Annotated in this window: 22 protein-coding genes; 9 read left to right on the top strand and 13 right to left on the bottom strand. The window is 42.2% G+C overall.

From position 1 onward, the window contains the following. Positions 1–45 precede the first annotated feature (45 nt). Together greA and DIU38_RS29905 are read left to right on the top strand one after the other, a co-directional pair. Positions 46–519, top strand: coding sequence for a transcription elongation factor GreA (gene greA, locus DIU38_RS29910; RefSeq protein WP_090530524.1), 474 nt, complete (start codon positions 46–48; stop codon positions 517–519). 141 nt (positions 520–660) lie between these two features. Further along, a complete protein-coding gene (locus tag DIU38_RS29905) occupies positions 661–1,056 on the top strand; it encodes an HIT family protein (protein WP_112651096.1) in 396 nt (131 codons plus the stop codon). 114 nt (positions 1,057–1,170) lie between these two features. On the opposite strand, the gene DIU38_RS29900 is transcribed toward DIU38_RS29905, so the two are convergent. The 5 genes from DIU38_RS29900 to DIU38_RS29880 form a co-directional block, all read right to left on the bottom strand. Further along, positions 1,171–2,478 (bottom strand): carbohydrate porin, encoded by a 1,308-nt coding sequence (locus tag DIU38_RS29900; protein ID WP_112651098.1) that lies wholly within the window; start codon positions 2,476–2,478, stop codon positions 1,171–1,173. A gap of 36 nt (positions 2,479–2,514) precedes the next feature. After that, entirely contained in the window at positions 2,515–3,165 is a 651-nt protein-coding gene (locus DIU38_RS29895) for an HD domain-containing protein (protein WP_112651100.1), read from the bottom strand. Between the two features lie 53 nt (positions 3,166–3,218). After that, positions 3,219–3,458, bottom strand: a complete 240-nt coding sequence (locus DIU38_RS29890) for a helix-turn-helix domain-containing protein (RefSeq protein ID WP_091171621.1) — start codon at positions 3,456–3,458, stop codon at positions 3,219–3,221. 251 nt (positions 3,459–3,709) lie between these two features. After that, positions 3,710–4,207 carry a hypothetical protein gene (locus tag DIU38_RS29885; protein ID WP_112651102.1) on the bottom strand — a complete coding sequence of 166 codons (498 nt, stop codon included), beginning with the start codon at positions 4,205–4,207 and terminating at the stop codon, positions 3,710–3,712. Next, positions 4,208–5,383 (bottom strand): THUMP domain-containing class I SAM-dependent RNA methyltransferase, encoded by a 1,176-nt coding sequence (locus DIU38_RS29880; RefSeq protein WP_112651104.1) that lies wholly within the window; start codon positions 5,381–5,383, stop codon positions 4,208–4,210. Between the two features lie 87 nt (positions 5,384–5,470). On the opposite strand from DIU38_RS29880, the gene DIU38_RS29875 reads away from it, so the two are divergent. From DIU38_RS29875 to DIU38_RS29865, 3 genes are all read left to right on the top strand, one after another. Beyond that, positions 5,471–5,839, top strand: a complete 369-nt coding sequence (locus tag DIU38_RS29875) for a DUF3127 domain-containing protein (protein WP_112651106.1) — start codon at positions 5,471–5,473, stop codon at positions 5,837–5,839. 221 nt (positions 5,840–6,060) lie between these two features. After that, positions 6,061–7,872 carry a sensor histidine kinase gene (locus DIU38_RS29870; RefSeq protein ID WP_112651108.1) on the top strand — a complete coding sequence of 604 codons (1,812 nt, stop codon included), beginning with the start codon at positions 6,061–6,063 and terminating at the stop codon, positions 7,870–7,872. A gap of 128 nt (positions 7,873–8,000) precedes the next feature. Continuing rightward, positions 8,001–8,693 (top strand): response regulator transcription factor, encoded by a 693-nt coding sequence (locus DIU38_RS29865; protein WP_091171612.1) that lies wholly within the window; start codon positions 8,001–8,003, stop codon positions 8,691–8,693. Between the two features lie 131 nt (positions 8,694–8,824). On the opposite strand, the gene DIU38_RS29860 is transcribed toward DIU38_RS29865, so the two are convergent. The 3 genes from DIU38_RS29860 to DIU38_RS29850 form a co-directional block, all read right to left on the bottom strand. Then, on the bottom strand, positions 8,825–9,292 hold the full coding sequence (locus DIU38_RS29860; protein ID WP_112651110.1) for a phosphatidylglycerophosphatase A family protein: 468 nt from the start codon (positions 9,290–9,292) through the stop codon (positions 8,825–8,827). Between the two features lie 205 nt (positions 9,293–9,497). After that, positions 9,498–10,319 carry a TerC family protein gene (locus DIU38_RS29855; protein WP_112651112.1) on the bottom strand — a complete coding sequence of 274 codons (822 nt, stop codon included), beginning with the start codon at positions 10,317–10,319 and terminating at the stop codon, positions 9,498–9,500. Positions 10,320–10,322: 3 nt separating this feature from the next. Continuing rightward, positions 10,323–11,285, bottom strand: a complete 963-nt coding sequence (locus tag DIU38_RS29850; protein WP_090530557.1) for a hypothetical protein — start codon at positions 11,283–11,285, stop codon at positions 10,323–10,325. A 552-nt stretch (positions 11,286–11,837) separates the two neighbouring features. On the opposite strand from DIU38_RS29850, the gene DIU38_RS29845 reads away from it, so the two are divergent. The 3 genes from DIU38_RS29845 (at position 11,838) to DIU38_RS35005 (ending at position 13,415) form a co-directional block, all read left to right on the top strand. Then, entirely contained in the window at positions 11,838–12,419 is a 582-nt protein-coding gene (locus tag DIU38_RS29845) for an RNA polymerase sigma factor (protein ID WP_112651114.1), read from the top strand. Beyond that, the gene (locus DIU38_RS29840) at positions 12,416–12,922 is read left to right on the top strand and encodes an anti-sigma factor (protein WP_112651116.1); all 507 of its coding nucleotides are present in this window, start codon (positions 12,416–12,418) and stop codon (positions 12,920–12,922) included. The genes DIU38_RS29845 and DIU38_RS29840 overlap by 4 nt, the downstream gene beginning before the upstream one ends. A 310-nt stretch (positions 12,923–13,232) precedes the next feature. Then, positions 13,233–13,415 carry a LytTR family transcriptional regulator DNA-binding domain-containing protein gene (locus DIU38_RS35005; protein WP_112651118.1) on the top strand — a complete coding sequence of 61 codons (183 nt, stop codon included), beginning with the start codon at positions 13,233–13,235 and terminating at the stop codon, positions 13,413–13,415. A 145-nt stretch (positions 13,416–13,560) separates the two neighbouring features. Here DIU38_RS35005 and DIU38_RS29830 read toward each other — a convergent pair whose 3' ends face one another. From DIU38_RS29830 to DIU38_RS29815, 4 genes are all read right to left on the bottom strand, one after another. After that, positions 13,561–14,457, bottom strand: coding sequence for an SDR family oxidoreductase (locus DIU38_RS29830; RefSeq protein WP_112651120.1), 897 nt, complete (start codon positions 14,455–14,457; stop codon positions 13,561–13,563). A 75-nt stretch (positions 14,458–14,532) separates the two neighbouring features. Continuing rightward, positions 14,533–14,904: a Crp/Fnr family transcriptional regulator gene (locus tag DIU38_RS33655; protein WP_208057654.1), complete on the bottom strand. Its 372-nt coding sequence runs from the start codon at positions 14,902–14,904 to the stop codon at positions 14,533–14,535. A gap of 346 nt (positions 14,905–15,250) precedes the next feature. After that, the gene (locus tag DIU38_RS29820) at positions 15,251–16,072 is read right to left on the bottom strand and encodes an alpha/beta fold hydrolase (protein ID WP_112651122.1); all 822 of its coding nucleotides are present in this window, start codon (positions 16,070–16,072) and stop codon (positions 15,251–15,253) included. 328 nt (positions 16,073–16,400) lie between these two features. Next, positions 16,401–17,276 (bottom strand): winged helix-turn-helix domain-containing protein, encoded by an 876-nt coding sequence (locus tag DIU38_RS29815; protein ID WP_243770622.1) that lies wholly within the window; start codon positions 17,274–17,276, stop codon positions 16,401–16,403. A gap of 123 nt (positions 17,277–17,399) precedes the next feature. Here DIU38_RS29815 and DIU38_RS29810 point away from each other — a divergent pair, with 123 nt between their 5' ends. Next, entirely contained in the window at positions 17,400–18,005 is a 606-nt protein-coding gene (locus DIU38_RS29810) for a YceI family protein (RefSeq protein ID WP_112651126.1), read from the top strand. Positions 18,006–18,094: 89 nt separating this feature from the next. Here the strand turns inward: DIU38_RS29810 and DIU38_RS29805 are convergent, their stop codons facing one another. After that, positions 18,095–18,595, bottom strand: coding sequence for an RICIN domain-containing protein (locus tag DIU38_RS29805; RefSeq protein WP_112651128.1), 501 nt, complete (start codon positions 18,593–18,595; stop codon positions 18,095–18,097). Between the last annotated feature and the right edge of the window lie 301 nt (positions 18,596–18,896).

Below are 18,896 nucleotides of genomic sequence, written 5' to 3'. Positions count from 1 at the left end.
TTTTTTGGTTGATTAACAGTAATAATATTAATTAATTTTTGCGTTATGGCAGAGGTATCATACTATACCAAAGATGGTTTAGAGAAATTAAAAGAAGAACTACAGAGATTAAAAACAACCGGCCGTGCCGATATATCAAAAGCTATTGCTGAGGCACGTGACAAAGGCGATCTGTCGGAAAATGCCGAATACGATGCGGCTAAAGAAGCGCAGGGCTTACATGAGGCCAAAATAGCCCAGATGCAGGAAACACTGGCCAATGCGCGCCTGCTTGATGAATCAAAACTTGACGTTTCGAAGGTGCTTGCATTGTCGATAGTAAAGATCAAGAACCTGAAAAACGGAGCTACCATGAGTTATCAGCTGGTATCAGAGAGTGAAGCCGATCTTAAAACCGGTAAAATCTCGGTAGCGTCGCCGATAGCTAAAGGCCTGCTTGGCAAAAAGGTTGGTGAAAAAACCGAGATCACCGTACCTGCAGGTAAAATTGAATTTGAGATCCTGGAAATAAGCAGGTAATTTAATTTAGGTGAGTGGTTGATTAGGTGAACGGTTAAGAAATTAAAGAAATGGATCACCCAATCTAATTATCTAACGAAATCAACCACTCTCCAAATCAACGTAATCAACCATTCACTATCTATAATAAACCACTCATCAATAATGACCATCTTTTCAAAAATAGTTGCAGGCGAGATCCCCGCTTATAAAGTGGCCGAGAACGATGAATTTCTGGCTTTTTTGGATATTTTTCCGCTTACGGAAGGTCACTTGCTGGTGATCCCAAAGAAGGAGGTTGATTATCTTTTTGATTTGGACGATGATACTTATATAGGCTTACAGGTATTTGCCAAAAAAGTAGCCCTCGGTTTAAAAAAGGCTATTCCCTGCCCACGGGTTGGAGTAGCAGTTATGGGCCTTGATGTGCCCCATGCGCATATCCATCTTATACCCATGAATGATATGAGCAGCATTAACTTTTCGCTCCCCAAACAAAAATTTACCCCCGAACAATTTAACACTACTGCCGAGAAGATCAGACAGGCAATCAGTTAACAATTGGGATAACATTAATCAAGCTATTAGCTATAAGTTTTGCTCATGCTGCTTTTAGCTTATATATAGACAAAAAGGCCTCATCATAATATAAGTGACGAGGCCTTTTTATGTTTAAAACTCTACATGTGCCCTTAGCGAAAAGACATTTACCGGTCCCCTGTCCTTATTATAGGCAGGGTTGAGCAAAAACTGGTAACCGGGTGTAAGCCAGAACTTTTTTTGATATGCGTTTATTTTATAATCAAGTTCGGCAATAAATTCGGTGCCGTAATTAAGCTTGCCATCGCCTATGATGAAACCGTAGCCGCCGGCTGCAAGATAATCACGATGGGCGTTTGAGATGCCGTTGGCTACAAAAGCAAGGCCCAGTTCGTCATCGCCGCGGTTCCATGAACTTCCTTTAAGTACGCCGCCAAAACTCAATGAACGGTCAATCTCGGTAAAATACCATGTTTGGGTTTTACCATCATTATAACTCACTTTGGCAAATACCCCAAAATCTTTGGTCAGATATTGGTCGGCGCTGATGCCGAAACCATATTTGTGCCTGCCATAAGCTTGTGTGGTATCAACATTGGGGGCAACAGGGCTTTGCGCGATTGCCAGGCGATAATCTCCCATTTTGCCATTATTACGGAAACCTAAGATCCTGAAGGTACCTTTTTGGCCGTTAAGTGTATAGCGTTTTTCATATTCTAAGGTCTGGGTGTTTGCTTTACCAATTTTTTGATCCCAAATGGCGCCGTTGGCGGTAGTGGTTGACATGGTAAAGGCGAAACGCAAAGTCCAGTTAGGTTGCCCTAATTCGGTATGGATCCCCATAACATATCCGCGGGTATTGGCGGGATAATCCCATGCACCGTTATCCATTAAGCTCCAGTTCATGAACTGCGTACGCGGATCATGGCTAAATTCATTGCCGTCATAAAAATCGGCCATACCAAATTTACCTACGGTAACCGAAAAGTAACGCTTGCTTTTTAAACCGGCTAACTGGTTGGCATCATCGCTAACGGTGTCTTTATCCTTGCCCCATTCAAAGTTTTGGGTAAAATATAACCGGGCGATGTAGATCTTCGGCTCTGCGCCTCCTACACGAAAAGTTTCGCCATTAGGGAAACCTGCCGCACCCAGCGTTTTGCTCAGGCCCGATCCACCCGAAAGCTCGGGATTGAAATAAGCTTCGGCGCCTTTCCAGAGCCTTGCACCGCCAAAAAGCGTAGTAGTAATTGAGCTTTGTGTTTCTTCTTTGGTAAGTAAACTGTTATCGCCGTTATAATCGGCATGAAACGATGGTTTGTATTGGGTAATTACCGTTTGCTGGAAATGGAAGTTGAACCGCTGACGTTTAACTGTATCCTGCCCCAAAGCGACAGCGGTAATTAATACGGGTATTATAGTAAGTATAATTTTTTTCATGGGCTGTCAATTTTGGCGCAAAAGTAAGCTTTCGCGTTAACTTGAACCACATTCGTCAAAAAACTGTTTTAAATAATGCTCCATAAATGTGTGCCTTTGTTCGGCAAGTGCCTTACCAGCAGGCGTATTCATTTTATTTTTAAGTAGCAATAGCTTTTCGTAAAAGTGATTAATAGTTGGTGCGGTAGTGTTTTTATATTCTTCCCTGGTCATGTTAAGGTTTGGCGGGATCTCGGGATTGTACAATTCCCGGCCTTTAAAGCCTCCATAGGTAAAGGCACGGGCAATGCCGATGGCTCCAATAGCATCCAGCCTGTCGGCATCCTGTACTACAGCCAGTTCGGGCGAATGAAAGGACGGTTTATCAAAGCTGGCCTTGAATGACATATGCCTGATGATCTGCTGCACATGCTCAGTAACACCAGTATCAACATTCATACTTTGCAGGTAATTGCCGGCAGTACGCGGACCAATCTCTTCATCACCGTTATGAAACTTACTATCGGCAATGTCATGCAGCAGGGCAGCAAGTTCAACCACCAGCTGATCGGTTTTTTCTGTTTGATTGATGAGCTTCGCGTTTGTCCAAACACGGTGAATATGCCACCAGTCGTGACCACCTTCGGCATCCCTGAGGGTGTTGCGCACAAAATTTACAGTGGCTTCAATGAGTTTATTATGTTCCATCTTTTGCAAAGATACTAAGCAAAAGACAGAACAATGGGGTTGTGTATAAAACGTTAAGCAGCGGCTATTTTTTCTGTATCGATAAGTTCGGCAACTTCAATCTCCAAAATAGCGGAGATCTGAAAAAGCCTTTCCACTGTTATTTTTGTATAACCTAACTCAATTTTGCTATACGCGTTTTGTGATATACCCAGCTTGGCTGCAAGGTATTCCTGGGTGTAATTTAATCCCTCCCTGGTATGCCTTATGTTAGCAGCTATAGCCTTGATCTTTAAATTTAGCATATCTTTCATCCATTTACTTATTAGTTCGATTATAAATAACGAAAATAATGGGGTTATGGATTTCAAAATTTTCAATTTTTTTAATGGCTAACCAATTGAAAAGCTGATATCTTATACTTTTTTTAATTAAAAATTAACAGCCCTTTATAAGAGCCGGTATAAATACATAGGTTTTAACAACCATATTAATTAATAATAAAGACAAAAAAAGCGACAGGCCGCAAAGTCCGTCGCTTTCAAATTCCTTTTTATTAAAAAAACTACTCGCTTAAATTGTAACTAACAATTACCGTGGGCAATAAAGTAGCCGTTTCAAGCGGTACCTGGTTATAAGATATGATTGGCTTGCGTTTGCTGTAATAATCAAATGCCGCCTTTATAGTAGCATTGCTTGTATTTGCCGGCGCATTAAAGTTAATGGAAAACGGCAAAATAAAATCATGCAGTTTTTCATGATCGGGGATGATCCATTTATGATTTGATTTTTTTAGCGCCTCAATGATGGGTACTACCAGTATGGCATCATCCGCATAGTAAACAATTATTTTTTTGATCAAACCTTTTTCATCAGCGGTAAATTTAAACACCGCTGTTCCGCTTGCTTTCTTTTTAATGATCTCGGGTGATACAACAAGACTGTCTTTAAAAAAGCGGTTCATAATAGGACTACCGCCCTGAAACGGAAATGCCAATTGCGCTTGTGCTTTAACCAGTACTGATGATAAAATAAGTGTTATAAATAACAGGATCTTTTTCATTTAATTTTCTTCTTTCGGTTCGCGTTTGCTGCCCTGGTATAATTCATACTCAAACAAGCGGCAATCAAGCTTACCATTATAAAATTCAATTTTTCGGGCTGCCTTCAGGCCTATCTTTTTGGCCAGGTCGGGATTACCCGTAAAAACGTAACCATTATACCCAAGACATTTCTTTTTCATAAAATCGCCCATACGCTTATAGGTGATCTCCAGCTTAGTGTGTACGCCCAAACGCTCACCGTATTCGGGGTTAAACATTACTACACCAGTTTCTGCCGGAACCTCGGTATCTTCAAAATCACAAACGGCAAAATCGATCAAATGTTCTACGCCGGCCGTTCTGGCATTTTTACGGGCGATGTCAACCGCGTCTTCAGAGATATCGGTGGCAATGATCTTAAAGCCGGTTTCCTTTTTTGCTTTATCTTTTAAATTGCGGCGTTCGGCAAAAAATACGGTTTCATCGTAACCCAGTATATGCATAAAAGCATAATTCATCCTGAACAAACCCGGCGACTTATCTGTAGCCAGCAATGCTGCTTCAATAGCCAGGGTACCCGAACCGCACATAGGGTTAATGAATGTGCTTTTCATATCCCATTTAGTAGCCATAATGGTTGATGCGGCCAAAGCCTCAAGCATTGGTGCCTTGCCGGGTATCTTACGGTAGCTGTGCTTGGCCAGGGTTTCGCCCGATGTATCCAGGAAAATTTCGGCACGGTCATCCTGCCAGTAAAGATGTACCAGGGTTTTATTAACCTCCGGGCCCGAATCGGGCCTGATACCTTTAATGGATTTGATCCTGTCGGCAATGGCATCCTTTACCTTTACATTGGCAAACAGCGGGGTAAGGATGTGCTCGTTATTTACATTTGATGATACCGAGAAATAGCCGGTAAAATCAATCAGCTTTTCCCACTCAATGGTTACCAGCTCATCGTAAAGCTCTTTCGGGTCGCGGGCGGTAAAAGTTTTTAACGAATACAGTACCTGGCTTGCGCAGCGCAGGTTCAAATTAAGCGGAATAGTATCTGTAACGGTCCCTTTTAGTTCAACCCCGGTAGGGAAAACGCGGACCGGCTCATAGCCTAAAGCTTCAACCTCCCTTTGCAGGTAAGGCGAAAGCCTTTTGTTACATGTAATTATGATTTTACTTTCGGTGTGGAAAACTTGCATATTAATTCGGCAAAATTAAGAATTAAAAAGCCCCTATTTTAATTTCTTACTATTAACTTTACATTTTAAATTATTTGAAGACTAATTATGGAAGTTAAAGGTAAGGTACATGAAGTGTCGGCCACTCAGCAAGTAACCGATTCACTTAAAAAACGCGAACTTATACTTGAATATATTGAGAACCCTCAATACCCTGAATATTTAAAGTTTGAAGCTATACAGGATCGTTGCAATTTACTGGATAACGTAAAAGTTGGGGATGATGTAGAGGTTTCTTTTAATCTTAAAGGTCGCCCGTGGACAGATAAAATGGGCAAAAAAACCTATTTTAACTCATTGCAGTTATGGAGAATTACTCCGCTTGCTGCTGCTAACAACGCAACGGCTGCTCCGCAATACGCAGCACCTTCAGCTGATATCAGCTCATCGGCCGATGATGACGATCTGCCATTCTAATAAATAAAGAAAAGCATAAGTAAAATATTTCAAAAGGCCCTGTTAACGGGCCTTTTGTTGTTTATACGCTGCCCGTTATAACCCATAGCCTTAAACAGACGCCTCAGTTATTGATACAATAAAATATTAAGCAGCAGAGTTTTAAATTGAATGTACATTTGTTAAATTTTGTTAAATGCAATTTTTGTGTGCGGATTTAGGATAATTTTGTTTGTTAATAAATGAAGAAAAGGAGCATAGGTTTAATTATTGGCTTAATGAGCTTTGCGTTGCTGGGCGTAATGGCTATGCAATTTTATTTTCTGAGGCAATCATACCAGATGCAGTCCGATTCGTTCGACCGCCAGGTAAGGGAGGCTATGAACAATGTGGTAGATAAGGTTACCCGCCAGGATGCGAATAACTTTTTGAAAACCAAAACCCAGCAAGCTACCATCAGCACCGACAATGAAGAACAGGACATAAGCACAATAAAAGTAGCGGGAATACCAAAAACAAAAAAACATTCATCCGCCCGCGAAAAACGGATTGCTCTACTGCGCGATAGTTTGCAGCGCATGATCCAGCGTAAAAAAATGGATGATGAGCTTAACGGCTTACTACAAACAGAAGGTACGGTTGATTTTAAAGTACGTGTTGAAGAATATACAGACGAGTTTGGTGTAGTACATGAGCAACTTACACCCGAGATAGTGCATACCCGTATTACCCGCAGGGTAGGTCATCCTAAAAAACTTCATAAGTATGATACCCTGAGGTATGTCTACGTCGACCCCCAGTTTGGCAAACAAATGATCTCGGTGCCACGCATCAATCCGTTGTGGGTACAGGAACAAACCCGTAAGCAAAAGGAACGGCAGGTTCAACAAATAAAAAAAATGCTGGAGACCGATTCGCTTGAAAAGGCTAACAGTTTGAGCAATAAGCCCACCGTTATTGAGAACCTGGCCGAAGAATACCGTAAATCGGGCGAACCGTTGAATAAACGGATCAACCCTTTCTGGATAGATTCGTTACTGCGTTTTGAGCTTCATAATAAAGGCATTTTTCTGCCTTTCAGCTACGAAGTTACAACCGCCAACAGCGACTCGCTCATATTTTCAAATGCCAGCGACAGCCAGGGCGAAAAGCTGCCTGTGTTTGTGGCGGCAAATACTTACCAAACACCCATTTTTACCAAAGAGGTGATCAACGACCCCGGAAAGATCAGGCTTTCGTTTCCGCAAAAAAACTCATTGATATTAAGTAATATGACCGCTACTATGGCTACAACCGGTGGCCTTACCATGGTGCTGATCCTTTGCTTCGGTTATACCATATTTTCGATATTGAGGCAGAAAAAGATCTCCGAAATGAAGATCGATTTCATCAACAACATGACCCACGAGTTTAAAACCCCGGTGTCAACCATCATGATTGCCAGTGAAGCTTTAAGGGATAATGAAATTGCCGAAGATAAAAACCGGGTAGCCCGTTTAGCGAACATCATTTTTGAAGAGAACGCCCGTTTGGGCAGCCATATAGAGCGCGTATTAAACATTGCCCGCATTGAGCGTAACGATTTTAAACTGGATAAAAAACCGGTTGATGTAAATGAAATGGTTACCATAGTGCTTGACAGTATGGCGCTCAAACTGCAAAAATGCAATGCTAAAACCACACTACACCTTGATGCCGAAAAAGCCTATATTATTGCTGATGAGCTGCATTTTTCGAACGTATTATACAACCTGGTTGATAACGCCATTAAATACAGCAACGAAGCGCCTGATATAACTATAAGTACTTTTGTTAAAAACGGACAGATTGTTATTAAAGTAGCTGATAAAGGTATAGGCATGAGCCGCGACCAGCAATCAAAAATATTTGAACAGTTTTATCGCATCCCTACCGGCAACGTGCACAACGTTAAAGGTTTTGGGCTGGGCTTAAGCTATGTTAATACCATAGTAAAACGCCTGAATGGCACCATAAGCGTGAAATCAGAAAAAGAGAAGGGCTCGGAGTTTGAGCTGAAGTTTGCAGTGGCGTAATTGTTAAGTCGGAAAGTCGGGATGTCCGAAAGTCCGTAAGATAAGCTCAGCCACTTAATAAATAAAGACTTACGGACTTTCCGACCTCGGACTTCCGGACTAAAAAATCTTCCGGACTTGGAAAATATATGAAGAAAATACTACTGGTTGAGGATGATGCCAATTTAGGCCTGTTACTGCAAGACTACCTGCAATTGAAAGGTAAGTTTGATGTGGTTTTATGTAAAGATGGCGAAGAAGGCCTACGCGCCTTTACCAAACAAACATATGACTTGCTGATACTGGATGTTATGATGCCTAAAAAGGACGGTTTTACGCTTGGTAAGGATATCCGTAAGATAAATGCCCAGGTGCCTATTATTTTTGCGACTGCCAAAGGCATGATTGAAGATAAAACCCAGGCCTTCAATTTGGGGGGGGATGATTATATCACCAAGCCTTTCCGCATTGAGGAATTACTGCTTCGTATAAATGCGCTGTTAAAACGTACAGATAATATCGGCAAAAAGGAAGAGGAGAAACAAACCTCCTTTAAAATTGGGAAATATACGTTTGATTATACAACCCAGATGATCATGACAACAGACAACCAGCAAAAGCTATCTACCAAAGAGGCCGAATTACTGCGCCTGTTGTGTGTGCATAAAAACGAAGTGCTTACCCGCGAAGAAGCCCTGCTGAACATCTGGCATGATGACAATTATTTTAACGGTCGGAGTATGGATGTATTTTTGAGCAAGATCCGTAAGTATCTGAAAGACGACCCTAACGTGGAGATCATCAACGTACACGGACGGGGGTATAAGCTACTGATTAACTGAACTCAGGATTAATTTTGTTGAAAAAATTTGTGTGATATAAGCATCATGGGGGCTTAACCAAGTTAGCTATGTAACCACATATTTGATTTTATGGGCTAGGAAGAGGAAATCTCATAAACCCGCTCCTTTCACTAATGTGCTCCAAATTTCATCCACACAAAATATCCAATCCAAAGCAGGATGTTGGAGTAAACGCCAGCCAGCACATCATCCATCATTACACCCAAACCGCCGCCAAGATCTTCCATTTTGCGTACGCCAAGCGGTTTCACAATATCAAAAAAACGGAACAATACCAATCCGGCTAAAAGGAAATATAAGTTAGCAGGGATAAAAAGCATAGCTACCAGCATTCCGGCAACCTCATCAATTACCACACGCGAGCTGTCTTCGCCCCAGTCGGGTTCAACCTTATTGCCTACAAATACGCCAAGTGCGGTAACAAATATGGTAATAGCCAACAGGTACCATGGATTTTGCAAAGCCGGACTTTGCCACAGCAGCCAGATAAAGCCACAGGTAACTATAGCAGCGTAAGTACCCCCACCTTTTAAAAAGCCGATGCCGAAAATGGACGCTATTGTTTTATTTAAGAACATTTAATTTATATATCAAGTCATTAATGTTTTCATTCCCTCCCCAGGGAGAGTGCGGCTGGCGGTGTTGTGGCAAGGAGGGGTTTATCCGCTTTGCAAAATCATACAAAGTTCAGGAAACCCCTCCGTACACCGTCCCAAGGGAGGGAATCGCACGAGTTCTGCGCTTTTTACTGCTGCCTACTGCTAACTGCCACTGCCAACTGAACTACTGTTTATCCAGCACATCCTCCGCAGCCTCAGCTACTTTTGGTTCAGTAGTATGCCTTTTAGGGAAGTTGAACAGCAGCGACGTTAATACCGGGATAATAAATAACGCCACCGTAAACACCGAAGTGAAAATATCGGCGCTTTCTCCTTCCATCATTTTTGAAAATCCCGCTTCAGGATAAAGGTGGACGAATAACGATGAGGCCAGTTTAATGCCCAGTACGCCAATCACGATAAAAGCTACAGTTTCCAGGAAAGTAAATTTTTCCATCAGCCTTACAAAAGCCTGGGCAACAAATCGCATAGCCAGGATCCCGATAAACACGCCAATATAAATTAACATCTTATGGTCAGTAAATGCAACAGCTGCAAAAACGTTATCAATAGAGAAGGCAAGGTCCATCAGCTCCACTAAAGCTATGGTTGCCCACAAATTACCTATCAAACCAACGGTTGAGCGGTAAAGCCAATTTTTGTTTTTATCAACCGTTTCCTCTTCAGCATCGCCGTCGGCCTTTTTCAGTTTGCCTTTAAAATAATTGAAGCTCAGGTATATCAGGTAAAGGCCTCCAAGTGGTTTCAGCCACCAAACAGATACCAGCCATGCCGCTAAAAACAAACAAACGCCCCGTAAAACATATGCACCAATAATACCATAACGTAGTGCTTTTTTACGCTGATGCGGAGGCAGGTCAAGTACCATGGTAGCCAGTACGGCGGCATTATCAACGGAGAGGAGGCTCTCAATAACAATCAGGTTTAGGACAATTAATAGGCCGGCCTTAAGGTCGGGGCCGAGCAGGTAATGTAAAAACTCCATAAATTATATAATATCGGTATTAAGCATTGCTTTTAAAATATTGGCCTGCACATCCACATCGCTCAGGCTTTGTAAAAAGTTGATGTCGGCTATTTTTTTGTAGTTTTCGGCTAATAGGCTTTTTATTTCGGGAGGCATATAAGCTTTCATGGTAACTACATCGCTTTGCAGCTTATCAATTTTGTCCTGTAGCTCATGCATCAGTTTTTCCCTTTTTGACAGATTGTTATTATGCTCGATGCCCGAAAGCTTTGTAACATCGCAAAATAGGAATAAATTATTGGCAGGCGAAAATAAAAAGTGCCTGTCTTCATCCATAAATTTATATACCTCAAGTATCAGGTTACCGGCCTTTAACCCACAGTAAAACTCTGTACGGAACTCGCGTTTTAACAATACCCCCATCAGCTTACGCTGAATAGTAGCGTAGTTGTTATGATAGGTATCATTATAGTTATGCTGCACAAGTTCATTATACAGTTCGGGAGTTATGTTATAAAAAAAATCGGAACCATAGCGCAGGCTGAAGGCATTGATATTTTTGGAGAAAGGATAATCGGTTGAGTTATCTGAAAGTACCTGGTAAAGCTTCCGCAATGAAAGGTTCACTTTCAGCGCCTGCCTTTGCCTGTCAATCTTGAAATCCTGCTCGGTGAGTACATTATCATCCATCTTATCAATCATTTCCCGGGTAAGCTGGATCTCGTCGAGCACAAGGCTTACATTGTTCTCGTTGTTCTTCTTGATCTTGCGGAGCAGGTCGACCAGACTGGTGGTAAATTGCACATGAAAAAGTTCCAGCTTGTTGATATCGATTTCGGGATTGGTTTCAAAAAGCTTATGGATAACCTGGGTACGCAGGTAGATCTTATAAATGAGTTCATCTTCAAAAAATACCGACAGCAGTTGAAGCTTGCTGAGCATCCTGTTTGAGCTATTTAAAATATTTAGCCTGTTTTCATCCATCAACGTAAAATATCCCTTTTATAAATGTAAAAATACAAAATTATGAGATTGAATGTTGGGGCGTATGTTACGAATCGGGTGTGTATTTGGATTATTGACCTTAGAGGGCACCGCTTTAATTGAACCCAAATTTGCGTTAGATTGAAGCGGAAAACGGCCGGGAGCGTAATGCCTGCAGGCGTATGAGCGTAAAGCCCGGCCGCAGGCAACGCTATGATTGATTTCGGAGTTGGGATTTTCGAATTCGGATTTCTTTTAATATCATACCTGAGCTAAATGGACTAAGGATTTTTTTTTGGTTTAGCATTCGGTCAATTATCAAATTCTATAAATTCTGATTCAGACAATGGCGTTGCCTCCGGCCCGGGCTTTTCGTTGCAAGTCCTCGCCTTTCCTACCCGCAACCTCTCTATGCGCTCCGGGCTTTACACTGCAATCCCTAACGCGCCCCACGCGCAATCCCCTAATACCATATCTATTCCCATCAAAATAAATTATATTTACATAAAGGTGTAACCTGGCCCGCAAAAGCGTAGTCACAGAGGTTATATAATGCAGAGCAAGCTTTCAGATATCGAACTTATTGAGCAAACCCTGGCGGGTAACCAGTTCGCGTACGCTGATTTGGTTAAGCGGCACCAGCGTTTTGTTTTTACGCTGGCCCTACGTTTTGCAAAGGGCCGGGAAGATGCTGAAGAGATTGCGCAGGATTGTTTTGTGAAAGCGTACCGCTCGCTGGCTTCGTTCCAGGGGCAGTCAAAATTCAGTACCTGGCTGTATAGTATAGTTTATACTACAGCTATGACATTTTTAAGAAAGAAACGGGTGGATACCGATTCGATTGATGATGAAGGTACACTTGTACAGGTTGAGAGCCATGAATCGGCATATGATACCAACAACGCAGAAAACAAATCGCGGTCATATTACCTGAACCAGGCAATTGAGCAATTACTGCCCGATGACGCCACTATTATTACCCTGTTTTATAAGGGGGAGCAATCGTTAGAAGAAATTGCCCAAACAATGGGTATTGAAACAAATACCGTTAAGGTTAAACTATTTAGGGCACGCCAGCGTTTGAAAGAAAAGCTGGAGCGCAATTTAAAACACGAGGTGAAAGAACTAATATGAACACCATCGAAGAAAAACTTTGGAACTATATTGATGGTACCTGCACACCGGCTGAGCAGGAAGCCATTGCCCGGCTTATTGAGGAAGATGATCTGTACAAACAAAAGTACACAGAGCTGCTTGTGCTAAACCAGGAGTTTGCCGGCCTGGAACTTGATGAACCATCAATGGCCTTTAACTATAATGTAATGGAGGCTATCAGGGCAGATCAGGCACTGGCACCTCTAAAATCAACTATAAATAAAAAGATTATACTGGGTATTGCGGCTTTTTTTGTACTAAGCATATTGGCCCTGCTGGCAATCACCGTTTCAAATGTCCAAATTTCTGGAAATCCGTTCAGTGTTGTAAACATTAAGCTACCTGCAAATTTAAAATTGCCTGCAGCCAACACCATTTTCAATAGCGATTTCATGAAAAGTTTTTTCGTGTTTGACGTAATTTTGGCGCTATTTTTAACTGACAGTTATCTGCGTAGAAAAAAAGCTGCAAAAGAGGCATAAAGTGTTCAGTTTTCTATATGCCAAATCATCCAAAGTGTCATATTGACACGGGTCGCACCTGGCTTTTGTAACAGCAATCTCAGTTTTAACCTATGATTAATGTATCAACAAGAATACATTAAATAAAAATTTAAAAAGTCGCCGCTTTTGGCACAGTGATTGTAATAAGATTCACGAACTGGTAAACTTACCGGTTTAATTGTGATAAGGTTTAGGTTGAAAGTCTCCCGACGCAAGGTTGGGAGGCTTTTATTTTTTTAAGGCGATCCTTCCATCAAACCAATAACAGATTCCATTTAAAATTTCCCCGATGGAAAATTATATCCGGACCCATTTAACCAATGACAAGCCCATACTTACGCTAATGCCATTAAAAGAGGTCTTGAAAAAGCTGCCTTCTGCAAAATTTCGGCTCATTCACCACAGGTATATTGTTCCGGTAGGTAAAATAAAATCCTTACAAAATCATAAAGTGCAATTAGGCAGGTATTGAATTGTCGGTGAGCGGTGCTTACTATGAAGTTATCCTTGGTTTGGTTACCTAAGCTTGTTTTTTACTCATCACCCAATAACCAAAGCCATCGCAAAAGTATACGACGGCTTTTGTTCTTTGAGTAAACTTAAAGTTTTGGTCAATGTTATTGCTGGAAATAACCGGCAGCTCCCATATCAGCAATTAACCCGACAGCTTTAGGCTGCCAATTTAGGGCCGCGCGTGTTTTTTCGCTGGATGAGGGGCAACCCAATGATGCAAAGTGCAAAAACCAGCCAAAATGTGCCGCCACTCCATCACCTGTTTTGCTCAGTACAGGCAAATGCAGGCCCTGACCTATTGTTTCGGCAATTTCACGAAATTCGATACCTTCTTCAGCTACGGCGTGAAACACACGAAGCCCAGGTTGCTTTTCTATAATCAGGCGATATAGAACTGCGGCGTCTGAACGGTGAACGGCAGGCCAGCGATTGCTCCCTTCAGCTATATAGACCGATTCTCCTTTTTCCCGGGCCATGTTAATGATCATCGGTACAAAACCATGGTCGCCCTCACCATGCACACTGGGCGACAGGCGCACCGTATAAACTTTTACACCTTTTGCCGCGGCAGCCGCGGCGGCCTCCTCTGAAGCTACGCGCGGAATAACATCTGATCCTGCAGGCGGCGCGTCATCTTCTGTAACCAGCCGGCCATAATTCAAAAGTCCTACTCCGGAGGTAATGACTAAAGGTTTATTTGTTCCGGCCAGGGCATCGCCCAGGGCTTCAATTACCTTCCGGTCGGCTTCACAATTGGCCTTAAACTGTGAAAAATCATGATTAAAGGCCGTATGGATTACAGCATCGCACGCGGCGGCGCCTTGCTGAATAAGTTCCAGGTCGTTGATATCGCCACGGTATACTTCGGCACCGGTTGATGCCAATTGTTCAGCGCCTTTATCTGAACGGACGAGGCCAAGTACCTCATGGCCTGCCTCTAAAAGTTCTTTTACTATTGCTGAGCCTACAAATCCTGAGGCTCCGGTTACAAATACACGCATAGGTCAATGATTTTATTTGATACAAAATTCCCCAATAAAATCATGCTAAAGATGGTCAGCTGACCATAATTTCAATTAGCGCAGAAGCTGCGCGTGACGGATACGGGTAAGGGTTTTTATGGAGATGCCCAAATAAGCGGCAATCATACGCAGGGGCAAACGAGCCAGGTAGTCCGGGAAGGTTTGGATAAAATCTTCATACTTTTCTTCGGGCGTTGCGCTTAATGAAATCAGGATCCGCTTCCGGCTGTAATGGATATTACGGGCAATAAGGCCTTCGGCAAATTTTTTTAGTTGGGGCACCTCTGCCAGCAGCATATCGAAATCTTTTTTTTGCCAGCAGAGTATCGCGCTGGGTTCTATTGCTCCTATGCTTACTTGCGAGGGTACCTGCCGGTCATAACTTTCAACATCAAGCGTCCAGCTGTTTTCCGGTGCAAATTGCAAAATATGCTGATTACCTCCCGCCGAGATATTGAACGTGTGCAGTAGCCCGCTTACAACAAATACCTTGTGCCGGCAATTTCGCCTGCACTAAAAAGGAGTTCGTTACGGCGCAATTTTCTTGCCACTGCCAGATCACTGACCCTCCTGACCGCTTCCTCAGATAGGTCGCTCCTTCTCAGATATGTTTCAAATTCCGGATGCATCATCCAAAAATAATAAACATTTCAACAACAAATTTTCAGATGTGTATAAAATGAAATCCGGATAGATTATTGGGATGTCAATACAAACAAAAAGGCCGTCTCAAAAGAGGCAGCCTTTTGCAATACAGTAATTGATGAAAAAATTATTCTTTAATGAAAGCTAAAAGATCTTTGTTGATGGTTGCAGCCTCGGTAGTAGGCATACCATGCGGGAAACCCGGATAGGAGATCAATTTACCATTTTTCAAGTGCTTTATAGACTTTAGCGCCGAGTTTGCAAACGGAACGATCTGGTCATCTTCCCCGTGTAAAACAAGTACGGGAATATCTACACTTTTAAGGTCTTCTGTAAAATCTGTTTCCGAAAAAGCTTTTATACAGTCGTAATGTGCTTTTATACCGCCCATCATACCCTGTCGCCACCAGTTGTCCATGATGCCTTGTGAAACTTTAGCACCTTCACGATTATAGCCGTAAAACGGAATAGTCAGGTCCTGGTAAAATTGGTTCCTTTGGGTTGCAGTGCTTTCGCGGATCCCGTCAAATACTGCAATCGGAACACCATCAGGATTGCTTTCGCTTTGAACCATAACCGGAGGAACCGCGCTAATCAGCACAGCTTTGGCGATACGTCCTTTTCCATATTTTGCAGCGTAACGAATAACCTCTCCACCACCTGTAGAGTGACCGATGTGGATTGCACCCTTCAGGTCAAGCGCCTCAACAAGCTCGGCAACGTCAGCTGCATAGGTATCCATTTCATTACCTGTTGCGGTTTGGCTTGAACGTCCGTGGCCGCGGCGGTCATGGGCTATCACCCTATAACCTTGTTCAAGGAAAAAGAACATTTGAGCATCCCAGTCATCGGCAGATAAAGGCCAGCCGTGATGGAAAACTAATGGTTGCCCGGTTCCCCAGTCCTTGTAATAAATTTCGGTTCCGTCTTTTACTGTAATTTTACTCATTTTGTTTTTCAATTATGGTGATTAATAAAGCGCTGAAGATGCAGGGCGTTTTTAGCAAATGATTATCAATGTAACACCTTTAAGCTTTTCTTTAGATGTTCATTATGTCCACAAGTAAAGCTGGCCGGCATCCAAAAATAGTGAATTAAGGAAGAGCCTTTCAAAATCGTATCGAAATTTACCTGGATGCGATAAATCGGCTATTTTTTTGACGGAAAGCTTGATAACGTTTATCGTCGCCGCAAATCATTTATAAAAATCACGTTATTGTATTTAGACAGTGGATTATCTGTACAGATATACAGCGAAGCTTATAGTTACAAAAGAATTACCCGTTGATTTCCAGCTTATATCCCTTACCGTGTATATTCACCAGTTTAATGGCCGGATCATGCTCCAGTTTTTTTCGCAGTTTTGATATGAACATGTCAAGGCTCCGGCCAACAATTACGCCCTCATCTTCCCAAATCTCTTTTTGAAGCCTGCTCCTTTCAATGATCTCATTTGGCGACCGGGCAAAGATGAGCAGCAGTTTATTTTCTTTTAAGGTGAGCTCGGTAATCATTCCGGCGCTGTGCAACTGCCGCCTGGCCGGGTTAAATATAATATTACCTATTTTAAAACTATTATCCGGGGCAGAGCTGTTTACAACTGTATTTTTCCGGCCTTTTCCCGACATTGAAATTACAAGCCCGATAAACGCCAATAAAGGTATCCCGCCAATTAAATATCCTTTTTGAGGTGCACCCCATCCCTGGCTTTTGAATTTGAGGTTGATCACGTAGCAGCTTTTAGGTTGTTTCCGCCCCGAGCAGGGCATTATGTTGTCCTTTTTATTTTTGAATATAGCATAGCCAAATATAACACTGCTCCCTCCACAATTTAAAACATTCACAATATAGTCGTTAGCCAGGTTGTCCTTTGCCAGCGCGCTGCCGATTGCTTTTTCGAGCGAATCGGGCTGAAAAGAAAATTCATTTTCAAACCGTAACTCGTACTCATTTTCAGCAATCTTTTGTACCGGCATCACCCGAGATGTACTATCACCCGAATATAATAGCACCTCATGCCCAATTTTCCGGAGCAGAATTTCCTGCCGGGCCATATCAAAGTCATTCTTACCGGTAAAGCTGAAAGCAACACATAAAAGGGTCATGAGCAGCAGGGAACCAAGCCCCAGCAAGCGTTTGGTTGTCTTATTCATTGGTAGTTTGGAACCGGCCATATTCCTGGAGATTTAATTTACAAAGTTTACAATTTTATTTACAATATCGGCAATAACAAACGCGCTGAAGCTGAGTAGGTTTGCCAAATAAATCACTTATGTATGTTAAGAAAACACGCAATTATCCTGTTGCTATCTATGGCCCTGCTCCCGGCCGCTGCGCAGCAAACCTACCATTTAGATATTAAAAAAAGTAAAGTTTTATGGGATACCCGCAAAACCATGGGCGGCCATTACGGCTATCTGCTTTTTAAATCGGGCAGCCTGGAGTATACGGCTGGCGGTGAACCAAAAAACGGCACCTTTAGCTTGAATATGAATACCATGCACAATACCGATCATGCCGATGCGGCCGGGAATAAAAAGGTAGATGAAGAATTGAAAAAAGAGGGCTTTTTTGCAGTAGACCGGTACCCGGAAGCAACCATGGTTGTTAAAGAAATTACACGCGTTGGCCAGTCAACCAACTTTAAAGTCACCGGCGTCCTTACCATAAAAGGGATCAGCAATCCCATTGAATTTATGGCGGCTGTCATTAAAAAGAACGATATCATCAGCGCTAAGGCAAATACAACAATCGACCGCCTTAAATGGAAAATCGATATGCAGCCCAAACGGGAAGCATGGGACTTCTTTTCGGCGGTAAAAAACACAATTGTTACCGACGAGATAGCAGTTTCGCTGAATCTTATATTTACGGCCGATTAACGCACTGTTTTGGGCAGGTACCGTTGCAGAATCCTATTTCAGGCCTTGCTGTAATATTACCGGTTAGCACAGCATCTTCAGATGGTGAATCACATGGTAGGCGATTGTTCGTAAATATCCCAATACTGGTCTTTTGTATTTGTCTTTTTAGCTAAAACTATCTGTGAGTTAACTGCCCCCTTTTTATCAGAAGGAGTAATGTATAAGTCTGTCCCTTTCAGTTTAATCATGAAAGTATCATGATCTATTGCCTCAAACTCATATTGCTGATTGGCGCTGTTCGCGTTAAGCGGTTGTTCCTCTAAAGCTACGTTTACATCAGCGTCGCCCTTAGGCTGAAATGTTTTGTTGGTAAGCAAATTCTGAAGCTGATAGGTATTCCCTGCAACATGTTTAAAATTCCAGGTCATGCATTTCCAGTTTTCGGGATAGTAAGCAACCAGCGGGGTACCATTTTCTGAATGTGCGTCTTTAACCCGTAACAGCATCCCGGTTTGCTCATTTTTAATAGCATAGCTCCCCTTAATTTGTTGGGCCGAAACCGCGAGGCCAGGTAACAGGAAACATAACAGCCAGGCAATTTTTTTCATAGATATATCGATTTAAACAAATTTAGATACAAACCATAAACAGCTGTTATCAAAATTGATTCAGTTTTTAGTCGATATGTATCAAAGCGGTAGATGCGTTGCATGCGAATTGATTGTAACAAATGTGGTGTCCCAAAATTTTAATTCCCCATAAAAAATTAAAAAAACACCCAGGCCCTTTTTTCAGAAACAACATGATGTTCCAAATTTTAAGAGTGAAACACGAAACGCATTAAAACACCATTATCACTGATAATCAATGCTTTAACATTCTTAGTGAAACATCGCCAAATAATTGACA

The sequence above is a fragment of the Mucilaginibacter metallidurans genome, from assembly GCF_003286435.2.
In the GTDB taxonomy this organism is placed as follows: Bacteria; Bacteroidota; Bacteroidia; order Sphingobacteriales; family Sphingobacteriaceae; genus Mucilaginibacter; species Mucilaginibacter gossypii.
Note: the sequence above shows the minus strand (reverse complement) of the source record. Positions and strands in the feature narration are given on the sequence as shown.